Origin of the sequence: Nocardioides luti (genome assembly GCF_014212315.1) — a bacterium.
Lineage (GTDB): Bacteria > Actinomycetota > Actinomycetes > Propionibacteriales > Nocardioidaceae > Nocardioides > Nocardioides luti.
In genome coordinates this window covers 2,120,638-2,133,437 of record NZ_JACKXE010000001.1, presented here as the reverse complement: position 1 = coordinate 2,133,437, position 12,800 = coordinate 2,120,638, and the positions used below count along the sequence as shown (strand labels likewise).

Below are 12,800 nucleotides of genomic sequence, written 5' to 3'. Positions count from 1 at the left end.
CCGCCACCGGCGTCCGGCGCGGCTGCCCACCGGCGTACGCCCCGGTGCTTCGCGGGGTCGGCACTACGCTGCCTCGCATGACGGAGACGCCCGCAGCAGCCCCGACGCCCGAGAGCAACCCGATCGCCGCGCAGGTCGCGCCGGGCTACGCGTTCGAGGGTCCCGCGCTGGAGCTCGGGGGGTTGATGGTGGACGCCACGACCCTGACCGACGTCCGGATCCGGATCCCGCTGTCGATGCTGAACCGCCACGGCCTGGTCGCCGGCGCCACCGGCACCGGCAAGACCAAGACCCTGCAGCTGATGGCCGAGCAGCTCAGTGCGCAGGGCGTCCCGGTCTTCGCCGCGGACATCAAGGGCGACCTGTCCGGGATCGGCACGGCCGGCACCCCGTCCGAGAAGATCACCGAGCGCGCCACCTCCGTCGGCCAGCAGTGGGCGGCCACCGGGTTCCCGGTGGAGTACTACGCGCTCGGCGGCGAGGGCACCGGCATCCCCCTGCGCGTCACGATGACGGCGTTCGGGCCGACCCTGCTGAGCAAGGTGCTCGGCCTCAACGAGACCCAGGAGTCGAGCCTCGGGCTCGTCTTCCACTACGCCGACCGCGCCGGGCTGCCGCTGCTCGACCTCGCGGACCTGCGGGCCGTGGTCGCGCACCTGACCAGCCCCGAGGGCAAGGCCGACCTCAAGGAGCTCGGCGGCCTGTCCTCGGCGACCGCCGGCGTCATCCTGCGCGAGCTGATCACGCTGCAGGACCAGGGCGCCGAGGCGTTCTTCGGCGAGCCCGAGTTCCAGGCCTCCGAGCTGGTCCAGGTGGCCGCCGACGGCCGGGGCACGATCAGCCTCGTCGAGCTGCCGAACCTGCAGGACCGCCCGGCGATCTTCTCGACCTTCCTGATGTGGCTGCTGGCCGACCTCTTCCACGACCTGCCCGAGGTGGGCGACGTCGACCGGCCCAAGCTGGTGTTCTTCTTCGACGAGGCGCACCTGCTCTTCCACGACGCCTCCGACGCGTTCCTCGACCAGATCGCCCAGACCGTGCGGCTGATCCGCTCCAAGGGCGTCGGCGTCTTCTTCGTGACCCAGAGCCCGACCGACGTGCCCGACGAGGTGCTGGCCCAGCTCGGCTCGCGCGTCCAGCACCAGCTGCGCGCGCACACCCCGAACGACGCCAAGGCGCTCAAGGCCACCGTCAACACCTACCCGACCAGCGCGTACGCCGACCTCGGCCAGGTGCTGACCGGCCTCGGCATCGGCGAGGCGGTCGTGACGGTGATGAACGAGCGCGGCGCCCCGACGCCCGTGGCGTGGACCCGGCTGCGGGCGCCCGAGTCGCTGATGGGCCCGGCCGACCCGGCGGCCATGGACGCGGTCGTCAAGGCGAGCCCGCGCTACGCGACGTACGCCGTGGCCGTCGACCGGGACTCGGCGCGCGAGCAGCTCGCCGCGCGGCTGGAGGCCGGGGCCGCCAAGAAGGCCGAGGAGGACCGCGCCGCGGAGGCGAAGGCCGGTCAGGGAGCGGCGGGGAAGCAGCCGGCCAGGCCGAAGGCGGCACCGAAGCAGACCGGCAGCGCCGGCGGCGAGCTCGTGCACGACGTCGTGACGTCGGGCGCCTTCAAGGACTTCATGCGCACCGCCGCCCGCGAGATCGCGCGGGGGATGTTCAAGACCGGGCGGCGCTGAGCCGGGCCCTGCGGGCCTGGCTCCCGGGTCAGGCGGACCAGCGCACGTAGTCGTCGACGAAGTCGGCCAGCGCGTGCACGCCGCGCAGGTCCTCGCGGTTCTCCATCAGGCTGGTGAGCTTGGCCGAGTGGCGGGTCTGGAGGGCGGCGCGCTGGAGGCGGGCCTTCTCGACGTCGCGCTCGATGGGGGTCTTCTTGTTGTCCATGGTCGGCTCCTGGGTGCGGGATCTCGGCTGGGTCGCTCAGATCTTTTGGATCGTTACAGGAGATCCTGCGCGAGCAACGTCGCCGGGAGGTTGACCCCGGGTTACATCCGTGTTCCACGCTGATGTGATCTACCTTGCACGGGTGGACGACATCGAGCAGATCCGCCAGCTGAAGTACCGCTACCTCCGCACCCTGGACACCAAGCGCTGGGACGACTTCGAGGCGTGCTTCCTCCCGGAGGCCACCGCCGACTACAACGGCCTGCAGTTCCCCGACCGGGCCGCGCTGGTGGCGTACATGCGCGAGAACCTCGGCCCCGGCCTGATCACCATGCACCACGTCCACCACCCGGAGATCACGGTCGACGAGGGGGGCGGCACCGCGACGGCGCGGTGGTACCTCCACGACAAGGTCATCGTGGAGGCCTTCCGCTTCATGCTCGAGGGGGCGGCGTTCTACGAGGACCGCTACACCCGCACCCCGGACGGCTGGCGGGTCTCCCACACCGGCTACGTGCGGACCTTCGAGGCGCAGTACTCCCTCGACGACCTGCCCGGCTTCAAGCTCAACGGCCCGGGCGTCCACACGCACTGAGCCGCGCCAGCGGCGGCGGGTCAGAGCGTGGAGTCGGTCCAGGCCATCTGCACGACCTCGATGCCCCGGTCGCGGGTGATCAGGCGGCCCCGGCCGGGCGGCGCCGGCTGCGGCTTCTGGTTGCCGATGAGCGGGCCCTCGTCCGGGGAGCCGGACAGCAGCAGGCCCGGCATCGCCAGGTCGCGCATCGACTGCAGCACCGGCTCGTAGAGCGCACGCGACGCACCACCCGAGCGGCGCGCGATCGCGATGTGCAGGCCGGTGTCGCGCGCCTGGGCCATCAGCGGCTGCAGCGTCTGGACCGGCGAGCTCTGCTGGGTCGCGACCAGGTCGTAGTCGTCGACGACGACGAAGACTTCTGCCCCCGACCACCACGACCGGTTCCGCAGCTCGTCGGGCGTGACGTCGGGCCCGGGGATCCGGTTCTCGAGGTACGTCGCGAGGTCGCGGATCGCCGGCTGCGCCTGGGTGGCGTTGGTGAGGTAGTTGAGGAGGTACTCGTCGGGCACCTCGCCGAGCAGCGAGCGCCGGTAGTCGACGACCACGATCTGCGCCTCGGCCGGCGTGCGCGTCCGCATGATCTCCTGCAGGTAGGTCCGCAGCACCCCGCTCTTGCCGGACTGCCCGTCGCCGAAGACGAGCAGGTGCGGCTCGGCGTCGACGTCGAGCGCGATCGGGGCGAGCTCCTTCTCGTTGATGCCGAGGAGCAGCTTGGTGTCGTCGTCGGCCGGCTGCGCCTGGGCGCGTACGGCGTCGAGGTCGATCCGCTCGGGCAGCAGCCGCAGCTTGGGGCCGGCCGGGCCGTGCCAGGCGGCGGAGACCCGCTTGATCAGGTCGTCCACGCCCTCGCCGAGGGTGTCGGCGTCCGGCGCGCCGTCGATGCGCGGCAGGCCGGCGAGGAAGTGCAGCTTGCCGTGCACCAGACCGCGACCGGGGCGACCGGTCGGGACGAGTGCGGCGATCTTGCGGTCGATCTCGGAGTCCATCGGGTCGCCGAGCCGCAGCTCGAGCCGGGTGCCGAACATGTCGCGCATCGCGGCGCGGAAGTCCGCCCAGCGCGCGGCGCCGGCCACGATGTGCAGGCCGAAGGTCAGGCCCCGCGTGGCGAGCTGCTGGAGCTCCATCTCGATGTCGTCGAAGTCCGCGCGCAGCGTGCTCCAGCCGTCGACGATGAGGAACACGTCGCCGTAGCCGTCGTCGGCACGGCCGGCGGCCCGGCGGGAGCGGTAGGTCTCGATCGAGTCGATGCCGTTGGCGCGGAAGTACGCCTCGCGGCGGTCCACGATGCCCTGCACCTCGGCGAGGATGCGTCGTACGACGTCGGGCTCCGAGCGCGACCCCACGCCGGCGACGTGCGGCAGCCGCGCCAGCGGCGAGAAGGTGCCGCCGCCGAAGTCGAGGACGAAGAACTGCGTCTCCTTGGGCGTGGTCGTCAGCGACATGCTCGCGACGATCGTGCGGAGCAGGGTGCTCTTGCCGCTGCGCGGGCCGCCGATGACGGCCACGTGCCCGCTGGCGCCGCTGAGGTTGACGGTGAGGGTGTCGCGGCGCTGCTCGCGCGGCCGGTCGACCGTGCCGAGCGGCACCACGAGCCCGCCGAGGTTGCGCCACTGCGGCGAGACCAGACCGAGCTCGGGGTCCTCGACGAGGTCGCCCATCAGCTCGTCGAGCGTGTCGGGGACGTCCAGCGGCGGCAGCCAGACCTGGTGGGCCTCGGGGCCGTGGCCGATCATGTGGTCGACCGCGATGTCGAGCAGCGTCTCCTGGTCGCCCTGCTGGGGCGTCGGGGTCGGCTCGGGCTCCGGCTCGGCCACCTCGAGCGTGTGCACCTCGGAGATCGTGAACGGCAGGATCCCGCGCAGGTGGCCGCCCTCGTCACGGCGTACGGGCGAGCGGCCCGACGGCGGCCCGGAGACGTACGCCGCCTTGAACCGCAGCAGCGTGGACTGGTCGGGCTTGAGGTAGCCGAGGCCGGGCACGGCGGGCAGCTCGTAGGCGTCCGGCACGCCGAGCACCGAGCGCGACTCGCCGGCGCTGAAGGTGCGCAGGCCGACCCGGTAGGACAGGTGCGACTCGAGGCCGCGCAGGCGACCCTCCTCGAGGCGCTGCGAGGCGAGCAGCAGGTGCAGGCCCAGCGAGCGGCCCAGGCGGCCGATGGCGACGAAGAGGTCGATGAACTCGGGCTTGGCCGAGAGCATCTCGGAGAACTCGTCGACGACGACGAACAGCGACGGCATCGGCTCGAGGTCCTCGCCGGCGGCGCGGGCCTTCTCGTAGTCGCGGATCGAGGCGAAGTTGCCGGCCTCGCGCAGCAGCTCCTGGCGGCGCACCATCTCGCCGGACAGGGCGTCCTGCATGCGGTCGACGAGCGTGAGCTCCTGCGACAGGTTGGTGATGACGGCCGAGACGTGCGGCATCTCGGACATGCCGGCGAAGGTCGCACCACCCTTGAAGTCGACGAGCACCATGTTGAGCTGCTCGGGGGAGTGCGTCATCGCGAGGCCGAGGACCAGCGTGCGGAGGAACTCCGACTTGCCGGAGCCGGTCGCGCCGATCACCAGGCCGTGCGGGCCCATGCCCTGCTGGGCGGACTCCTTGATGTCGAGGTGGATCATCTGGCCGCCCTCGCCGAGCCCGATCGGCACCCGCAGCCGGTCGCGGGCGGGCCGCTGGCGCCAGGCGGCGCTGGGCTCGAAGGTGCGCACGTCGCCGAGGGCGAGCAGCTCCATGAAGTCGGTCGGGCCGGTGATCTCGCCGGTGGTGTTCTCGGCGGCGCCGGACGCGATGGTGTGCAGCGGCGTCAGCCGCCGGGCGAAGGCCTCGGCCGTCGCGAGGTCGCACTGGTCGGCGCGACCGCGGACGGTGTCCTCGCGCAGCCGCAGCGCGCTGAGCGGGTAGCGGCCGTCGCGGGCCGGCTCGGCGTCGAGCTGCAGCCGCAGCCGCGAGGCGTCCTCGAGCTCGTCCCAGCGCGCCGGGAGGTCGAGGAGGGTGACGCCGTGCAGGCCGTCGGGGGGGACGACGTGGTTGCCGGGCGGCAGCGTGCCGCCGTCGATCACCAGCAGGATGTGCGGCGTCGCGGGGCGCTCGTCGGCGCCGAAGCGGGGCCGGTCGCTCAGGTCCGGCGGCAGCAGCGCGGCCAGGTCGGCGAGGTTGGTCGAGACCATCCGCATCGGGCCGACCGCGTCGGACTGCCGCTGGCTCAGCGCGTGGGGCAGCCACTTCATCCAGTCCCAGTGGGCGAGGTTCTGCTCCGAGGAGAGCACCGCGATCGCGAGGTGCTCGGGGGAGTGGAAGGTGGCGGCCGAGCAGATCATCGCGCGGGCCAGCGAGCGGGCCGGGTCCTCGTCGCCGCACAGCTCGACGCGGTCGAAGGCCCGCAGGTCGATCGAGGCCGGCAGGTCGGGCTGGAGCCGGTGCACGACGAGCAGGCGGTGCAGGGCGGAGGCGGCGGCCGGGTCGACCTGGTCGATCGGCGCGCTCTCCGGCGGGACGAGCTCGAGCGAGAGCGGCTGCGCGCACACGCCGTACCGCACGTGCAGGAAGTTCGGGTCGGACGACGCGTGCTCCCACAGCCGCGAGCGCTCCTCGGCCAGGGCGGGGAGGGAGGAGGGCTCGGGGTGGTGCCAGGTCAGCGCCTTGCGCTGCTGGTCGGCGGCCTCGCGGGCCACCTTGCGGACGTTGCCGAGGTAGCGGAGGTACTCCGTGCGCGACCCGGTCACCTGCTGGGTGCGCTGCTTCTTCTGCCGGTCCAGCTGGACGATGATGAAGCCGAGCGTGGCGAAGAGGAACATGCCGGCCGCGATGTAGCCGCGACCGCCGGACCCGCCGCCCATCGAGGCGACCAGGACGATGGAGCCCAGGCTGCCCAGCATCGGGATGGCGTTCATGAGCACGCCCGCGGCGCCCTCGTTGGGCTCGATCTCCGGTGGCGGCTGGAGCACGATCTTGCCGGAGGGCATCTCGGGCGCATCGACCCGTGCCCCGCGAAGCGTCGTACTCACACATTCCCCCTGGTGTCCCGCCGTGCGTCGCCCTCCCGTCAGGCGGCGGCTCGATGATAGGCGGCGCGGGGACGTGCGACCAGCAGTCGGACGGCTACTTCCACTGCCAGGTGGCCAGCACCGAGTCGACGACCTCCTCGGTCGCGTCGGCCGACCCGACCACCTGGAACGTGATCGAGATGTTCTGGCCCTGGTACGGCGCCCCGACCACCACCACCTGGTAGCGGCCGGACTTGCCCTCGAAGCGGTACGCCGGCTCGCCGCCGAGCTCGGTGTCGTCGACGCGACGGGGCTTGGGCCGGGTGAGCTGGGACTTGTCGGTGAGCCCGGCGGCGCCGTCCAGGGTCTGGAACCTGGCCTGGCCGTAGGTGTCGGTGATGCCGACCGCGATGGTGGATCCGTCGGAGATCCGTGCCCGGTAGAGGAAGTCGTCGCCGAGCGACTTCACCTCCCAGTCCTGCGGGGCCTTGAGCGAGAAGAAGCTCGACTCGATGGCGTCCCCGCTGGCCGGCTCGACGGACGGCGTGGCGGCCGTCGACGAGCTCTCGGACGCCGAGGGCGAGCCCGACGCGGTGGCGGACGTGGAGCCCTTGCCGGTCGGCTCGCCGTCACCGCCGCCGCAGCCGCTGAGGAGCAGGCCGGCGAGGGCGAGGGTGCCGAGGGCGGCGCGGGCGCGGTGCGTCGTGTGCATGGTTCTCCCCGAGAGGTGGGCCGAGGCGATGGGCCGTCCGGGCGATGATAGGCGCGGCTCCCAGGAGCGACTACCCTGCCTCTCGTCGGGCGGCGGGCGCCCACGGGTCCGGGGGGAGTGGCCGTGACGGCAGGCAAGGGGAGCGGCGACGGACTCGCCGTGACCGTCCACGGACCGGTCGGCGTGCTGGACCTCCTCGTCCCTGCCGGTGCCGCCGCGACGGACGTCGCCCGCGAGTACGCCGAGCAGTCCGGACTGACCTCGATCCCCTTCCTCTACACGCGCCTGGGCTCCCTGCTGAGCCCCGACCTGGCCCTCGCCGACGCCGGCGTCGGCACCGGGGACGTGCTGGTGGCGACGACGTCGCAGCCCGGTCCCGGGTCCGACGACCGGGCCGAGCCGTCCTGGCAGGAGTCGACCACCGCGCCGGGCCCGCTCTCGGTCCTGTGGTTCTGCCTGGCCGCGGCCGTCGCCCTCCTGGCCGCGTGGTTCGCGGCGCGGACCGACTCGGAGCCGCTGCGCGACACGGCCGTCTACGTCCTCGGCGCCTCCGCCCTCATCGGCGTGCTCCCGGTCGGCCGGTTCGCCGCGCACCGCGCGCTCGTCGCGCCGACCTTCGCCGGTGCCGCCGCCTTCGCGCTCGCGTGGGACCCGGACCCCGCGCGGATCCCCACCGTCGTGGGCGTCTCGGCCCTGGTGGCCGGGGTGGCCGCGGCGATCGGGCGCACCCTCGACCGCCGCAACGAGGAGGCCCTGCGGGTCTGGATCACCGTCGGCGCGGCCCTCTTCCTCGTCACCGGCCTCGCCGCGCTGCTCGACTTCCCGCCCCGCGTCCCGTGGGCGGTCCTCCTCGTCGCGGCGATGCTGGCCGCGCGCTTCGTCCCGAGCTTCGCCGTCGACGTGCCGGACACCTACCTCATCGACCTCGAGCGGCTCGCGGTCACCGCGTGGTCGGCACGCGACCGGGCACCCGGGCGGCGTGGCCGCTCGATCGTGCCGCGAACCGCCGTGGCCGCCGTCGCCGCACGGGGCACCCGCGTCGTGACGGCGTACAGCGTCGCGATCCTCGTGGTCAGCGCTGTGTCCGCACCGCTGCTCCTCGCCTCCACCCCGCTCACGATCGACCGGATCGGCGCCCGCTGCCTGGTCTTCTTCTGCGGCTGCGGCCTGCTGTTCGCAGGCCGGTCCTACCGCCACGCCGCGGCCCGTGCGCTGCTGCGCGCCGCCGGCCTGGTGTGCCTCGTCGCCCTGCTGGTCTCGCTGCTGTCCACGCTCGAGCCGGGCACCACGAGCATCCTCGCGGGGGTCGCCATCGGCCTCGCGCTGGTGCTCGTCGTGGTGGCCGTGGCGACCGGTCGCGGGTGGCGCTCGGCGTGGTGGTCGCGCCGCGCGGAGGTCGGCGAGGCCCTCTGCGGGTCCGCCGCGGTGGCCTCCGTGCTCGTCGCCTCCGGGGTTTTCCGCAGTTTGTGGGAATCGATCCACATCCAGGTTTAGCGATTCCTCGGTCGGGTAGATCGCTGGGTGTCGGGTTGGTGAACGACCCGGCCACACGGACCAACAAGTGACACCTCTACCGATATTTCTCGAGCGGCGGACTTGGCCGTCACGGGGGAAGGAATGGCGACATGTCGAACAACGCTCCCGAAATGGGACAGGGTGAAAAGACACTCACCAAGGCCGCCGGCATGGTGGTCGACGCGAAGAAGGACTTCGACGGCTTCAGCCGCAAGCTCGACGGCCAGATCTCGGGCCTGAAGGGCAAGTGGGCCGGCGCCGGCGGCACCGCCTTCTTCACGCTCCACCAGGCGTGGACGGAGAAGCAGAACGTCATCACGAACGCGCTCAACGAGTTCGAGGCGTCGCTCACGTCCACCGAGAAGGACAACATCAACACCGACGAGGCCCAGTCGGCCAACTACAACCGGACGGCCGGCCGCCTCGGCGGCTGACCGACGACCCAGGAACAGGAGTGACTGAAATGAGCCTCGACGGACTTCGCGTCAACCACGCCGGTCTCGACACCGCTGCGGAGGACATGTACCGCACGGTCAAGGACATCGACGACCGCCTGAACCGCCTCGAGCAGGAGCTCGCGCCGCTGCGCAGCGACTGGACGGGTTCGGCGCAGACGGCCTACACCCAGGCCAAGGCCAAGTGGGACGGCGCCATCCAGGAGATGCGCGACCTGCTCGACGAGACCAGCAAGACGGTCTACCAGTCGAACGCCGAGTACAAGGCCGCCGACCAGCGCGGCGCCGCATCGTTCGACATCTGATCCAGCGATGACCTCGACGGGGTCGACGGCCACTGGGCGTCGGCCCCGTCGCGGACGTTTCTGTCCATCACACACGGGGTAGGAAAAACACCATGCCACCAACGGTGTTCACCAACATCAGCGACATGATCACCGGCCTGCTCGACGCCGGCGAGACGATCATCGACCAGGCGGTCATCGACGACGTCAAGGAGAAGCTGCAGAAGGCCCAGCAGCAGATGGACGCCAACCGCTTCAGCGACGTGGAGGTCGAGCCCGCGGCGTTCGGAGACACCTCCGCCGCAGCCAGCCTCGGCTACCACCACACCAAGGCGCACCAGGTCATCAGCGACACCCTCCAAGGCGTCCTGGTCGACCTCGAGCGCTTCCGCAACGGCATCGTCAAGGCCGAGACGCTCCTGGCCGACGCCGACTCCACCAGCGAGGCGGACCTGAAGAAGAAGCAGCAGGCCACCGAGCTCCTGAGCTACATCCCCCGCCACTCGCAGGGCGACCGCGCGAACCACCAGTCGCGCAACGAGCACCTGCCCACGAACGGAGGTGCGGACGCATGAGCATGGGACCCAAGGAGGCCGCGCTGCGGGCCACGCTCGCGCAGGCCCAGGACGGCAAGGTCGAGCACGCGCAGGCCGCCTGGTCGGACGGCGCCGCGGTGCTGCAGAGCGTCTACCAGGCGCTGCACGCCGCCGCCCCCGCGATCCGCAACCAGTTCGGCGACCAGACCGGCAAGGCCGCGTCCGAGGCGTTCACGACGCTCGCCGAGAAGGTCCGCTTCCGCAGCGAGCAGATGACGATGGCGAGCACCGCGATGCTCGATGCCCGCGACGCCATCCTGCACGCGCAGATGATCCGCGACTCGATGGAGGACCCGATCGGCCCGGCGCCGACGAAGCCCCAGAGCACCCCGGGCTCCAGCTCCGAGGCCGACGTGAAGGCCCAGCAGAAGTACGACAGCGACAAGGCGCAGTACGACGCCCTCTACGACGCGCGCGAGCGCAAGTCCGAGGCCGCGTCCAAGCAGCTCGACGGGAAGTACACCCAGTCGGCCGAGCAGCTCGCGAAGGTGCACGGCGAGCCCGACAAGCCGAAGACCGACGAGACCAAGGACCCGCAGAACACCGGCGGCGGTGGCGGCGGCACCGGCGGTGGCGGCACCGGTGGCGGCGGTGGCGGTGGGGGTGGCACCCACAACGGCGTCATCGTCCGCAACCCCACGGTCCACCCGGTCCACCACCACCCGACCGAGAACAACACGACCACGACGACCACCACCACGACGACGACCCAGACGACCCCCACGACCACGACGACCGAGACCCTGCCCCCGGGCAGCACCCAGAGCAGCTCGCCCACACCGAGCGTGCCGATCGGTGGGTCCGGCGGGTCGACCGGGGGCTCCACGTCGACCCCGTCGTCGGGGATGCCGAGCGGCGCGACCGCGGGCGGCCTCGCCGGCGCCCTCGGTGGCGGTGCGCTCGGCGGCATGACCGGGATCTCCGGTGCCGTCCGTGGCGGTGCCGTGGCGATGCCGACCGGGTCCGCGGGCTCGGCCGGCGGCACCCTCGGCAGCACGGCGCGCAGCGCCGGCGCCAGCACCCTCGGCCGGACGACCGGCGGTGCCGGTGGTGCGGCCGGCGGCAAGGCCGGAGGCAGTGGGGCCCGCAGCGCCGGTGGAGGAGCCGGCGGCGGGAAGTCCGGGTCGCGCGGCAAGGCCGGTGGCCGCGGTATGGGTGCCGGCGGCGGCCAGGGCGGCAAGGGCAAGAAGGACCCGAAGCAGAAGGGCCACGAGTTCTTCGACGAGGAGCACGACTGGATCGACGACGAGGGCGCAGCCCCCGGCGTCATCGACTGAGCACGACCCTGCTCCGGTGCTTCCGCCCGAGACGGCCTCTGCAGCCGTCTCGGGCGGTAGCATCTCACCGGTCCGGCCCCGGACGCCTGCGCTCCGGTCGGCGGGGCCACATCACGTTGGGCCACACTTCTTGGGGGAGAGACGATGACTCAGGCGCCCGTCAGCGCATCCGGTCTGGTGCGTGTCACGGTGGCGTCGGGGACCCGACGCGTCGACCTGGTGCTGCCCGGCGCCGTGCCGGTCGCGGAGCTCGTGCCCGAGCTCGCCCGCAGCGTCGGCCTGCTCGACGCGGCCACCGTCTTCGGGGGCTACCACCTCGTCACCTCCGAGGGACGTGAGCTCGCCACCGACGCCGGCCTGACCATCCAGGGCGTCGAGGACGGCGGGCTGCTCACGGTCACCGCCGGCATCGACGACGAGCCGCCGCGCGTGTACGACGACGTCGTCGAGGCGATGACCGACGTCGTGGAGCGCGACCTCAAGCCCTGGGAGCCGGCCTCGGGCCGGCGTACCGCCCTCTCGGCCGCGGGTCTGCTGATGGCGCTGGGCGCCGTGGCCCTCCTCATCCAGCGCGGCTCGACGCTCGCGGCCGTCGCCGCCTCCGTCGTCGCCGCCGCCCTCGTGACCGGCGCGGTGGTGCTGTCCCGCGCCCAGCGCGAGCCCGAGGCCGCGGTCGCCGTCGCCTGGATGGGCTCGTTCTACGCCGCGGTGGCCGGGCTGATGCTCGCCTCCGACGGTGGCCTCTACGGCCTGCCGGTCGCCAGCGCGGGCGCCGGCGCGCTCATCGCCGGCCTGGTCGCGCTCGTGGGCCTGGGCGAGGGGCGCACCCTGGTCATCCCGCCCGTGGTCGTGGGTGCGATCTTCCTGGCCACCGGCCTGGTCATGCGGGCCGCCGAGTTCGACCCGGCCGTCGTGCTGACCATCGCGCTCGTGCTCGTCGTGATGGCGGGCAGCGTCTTCCCGTGGCTCGCGCTCGGCGCGACCGGCACCGCCGTGGACCAGCTCTACGGCACCGAGGACATCACCGCCGACCCCGACGACATCGACCCGCACCGCGTCCGTGCGGACGCCCGCGTGGCGCACGAGATCCTGGTCGCCGTGTCGGCGACCGTCGGCCTGCTACTGGTGCTGATCGCGCCGCTGGCCGTGTCCCTCGGCGTCTCCGGCACCCTGCTCGCCGTGATGGCCTCGCTGGTCGTCATGCTGCGCACCCGGCAGTACCGCACCGGGTCCGAGGTGCTCGTCGGGCTCGTCTCCGGCATCCTCGGGCTGGTCTCGGTGGCCGTCTCCATGCTCTGGATGCACCCGGACTGGCGGCCGACGGCGGCCGTCGCCCTCGCCGTGACCGGTGCCGTGCTCCTGGCCGCGACGCTGCTGCCGTCGACTCCCTCGGTGCGCCGGGGCCGCTTCGGTGACGTGGCCGAGTCGGTCGCGCTGCTCGCCCTGCTGCCGCTGCTCGTCCTGGCCGTCGGCATCTTCTCCTCGATCCGGGGCTGAGC

11 protein-coding genes are annotated in these 12,800 nt (G+C 72.6%); 8 read left to right on the top strand and 3 right to left on the bottom strand.

From position 1 onward, the window contains the following. Window positions 1-77: 77 nt before the first annotated feature. Window positions 78-1,682, top strand: a complete 1,605-nt coding sequence (locus H5V45_RS10165; RefSeq protein WP_185252822.1) for a helicase HerA-like domain-containing protein — start codon at window positions 78-80, stop codon at window positions 1,680-1,682. Window positions 1,683-1,710: 28 nt separating this feature from the next. Here H5V45_RS10165 and H5V45_RS10160 read toward each other — a convergent pair whose 3' ends face one another. Continuing rightward, window positions 1,711-1,887: a hypothetical protein gene (locus tag H5V45_RS10160; protein WP_185252821.1), complete on the bottom strand. Its 177-nt coding sequence runs from the start codon at window positions 1,885-1,887 to the stop codon at window positions 1,711-1,713. A 142-nt stretch (window positions 1,888-2,029) separates the two neighbouring features. On the opposite strand from H5V45_RS10160, the gene H5V45_RS10155 reads away from it, so the two are divergent. Further along, on the top strand, window positions 2,030-2,482 hold the full coding sequence (locus tag H5V45_RS10155) for a nuclear transport factor 2 family protein (protein ID WP_185252820.1): 453 nt from the start codon (window positions 2,030-2,032) through the stop codon (window positions 2,480-2,482). 20 nt (window positions 2,483-2,502) lie between these two features. On the opposite strand, the gene eccCa is transcribed toward H5V45_RS10155, so the two are convergent. Then, the gene (gene eccCa / locus H5V45_RS10150) at window positions 2,503-6,483 is read right to left on the bottom strand and encodes a type VII secretion protein EccCa (RefSeq protein ID WP_343061498.1); all 3,981 of its coding nucleotides are present in this window, start codon (window positions 6,481-6,483) and stop codon (window positions 2,503-2,505) included. A 94-nt stretch (window positions 6,484-6,577) separates the two neighbouring features. Continuing rightward, complete coding sequence (locus H5V45_RS10145) at window positions 6,578-7,174, bottom strand: hypothetical protein (RefSeq protein WP_185252819.1); 597 nt, start codon at window positions 7,172-7,174, stop codon at window positions 6,578-6,580. A gap of 159 nt (window positions 7,175-7,333) precedes the next feature. Between H5V45_RS10145 and H5V45_RS10140 the strand changes: the two genes are divergently transcribed. The 6 genes from H5V45_RS10140 (at window position 7,334) to eccD (ending at window position 12,798) form a co-directional block, all read left to right on the top strand. After that, window positions 7,334-8,668, top strand: coding sequence for a hypothetical protein (locus tag H5V45_RS10140; RefSeq protein ID WP_185252818.1), 1,335 nt, complete (start codon window positions 7,334-7,336; stop codon window positions 8,666-8,668). A gap of 152 nt (window positions 8,669-8,820) precedes the next feature. After that, window positions 8,821-9,123, top strand: coding sequence for a WXG100 family type VII secretion target (locus H5V45_RS10135; RefSeq protein ID WP_185252817.1), 303 nt, complete (start codon window positions 8,821-8,823; stop codon window positions 9,121-9,123). Between the two features lie 29 nt (window positions 9,124-9,152). Further along, a complete protein-coding gene (locus tag H5V45_RS10130; RefSeq protein ID WP_185252816.1) occupies window positions 9,153-9,449 on the top strand; it encodes a WXG100 family type VII secretion target in 297 nt (98 codons plus the stop codon). 92 nt (window positions 9,450-9,541) lie between these two features. Further along, on the top strand, window positions 9,542-10,003 hold the full coding sequence (locus H5V45_RS10125; RefSeq protein WP_185252815.1) for a hypothetical protein: 462 nt from the start codon (window positions 9,542-9,544) through the stop codon (window positions 10,001-10,003). After that, complete coding sequence (locus H5V45_RS22355; RefSeq protein WP_185252814.1) at window positions 10,000-11,301, top strand: hypothetical protein; 1,302 nt, start codon at window positions 10,000-10,002, stop codon at window positions 11,299-11,301. Before H5V45_RS10125 ends, H5V45_RS22355 begins: the two co-directional genes overlap by 4 nt. Before the next feature lie 144 nt (window positions 11,302-11,445). Further along, the gene (gene eccD / locus H5V45_RS10115; RefSeq protein ID WP_185252813.1) at window positions 11,446-12,798 is read left to right on the top strand and encodes a type VII secretion integral membrane protein EccD; all 1,353 of its coding nucleotides are present in this window, start codon (window positions 11,446-11,448) and stop codon (window positions 12,796-12,798) included. The last annotated feature ends 2 nt before the right edge of the window (window positions 12,799-12,800 follow it).

What these genes read in the sequence shown, in the direction of transcription:
- H5V45_RS10145 (WP_185252819.1), bottom strand. Translation starts at nt 7,174, where the DNA reads ATGCACACGACGCACCGCGCCCGCGCCGCCCTCGGCACCCTCGCCCTC.
- H5V45_RS10165 (WP_185252822.1), top strand. Translation starts at nt 78, where the DNA reads ATGACGGAGACGCCCGCAGCAGCCCCGACGCCCGAGAGCAACCCGATC.
- H5V45_RS10160 (WP_185252821.1), bottom strand. Translation starts at nt 1,887, where the DNA reads ATGGACAACAAGAAGACCCCCATCGAGCGCGACGTCGAGAAGGCCCGC.
- H5V45_RS10130 (WP_185252816.1), top strand. Translation starts at nt 9,153, where the DNA reads ATGAGCCTCGACGGACTTCGCGTCAACCACGCCGGTCTCGACACCGCT.
- eccD (WP_185252813.1), top strand. Translation starts at nt 11,446, where the DNA reads ATGACTCAGGCGCCCGTCAGCGCATCCGGTCTGGTGCGTGTCACGGTG.
- H5V45_RS10125 (WP_185252815.1), top strand. Translation starts at nt 9,542, where the DNA reads ATGCCACCAACGGTGTTCACCAACATCAGCGACATGATCACCGGCCTG.
- H5V45_RS22355 (WP_185252814.1), top strand. Translation starts at nt 10,000, where the DNA reads ATGAGCATGGGACCCAAGGAGGCCGCGCTGCGGGCCACGCTCGCGCAG.
- H5V45_RS10135 (WP_185252817.1), top strand. Translation starts at nt 8,821, where the DNA reads ATGGGACAGGGTGAAAAGACACTCACCAAGGCCGCCGGCATGGTGGTC.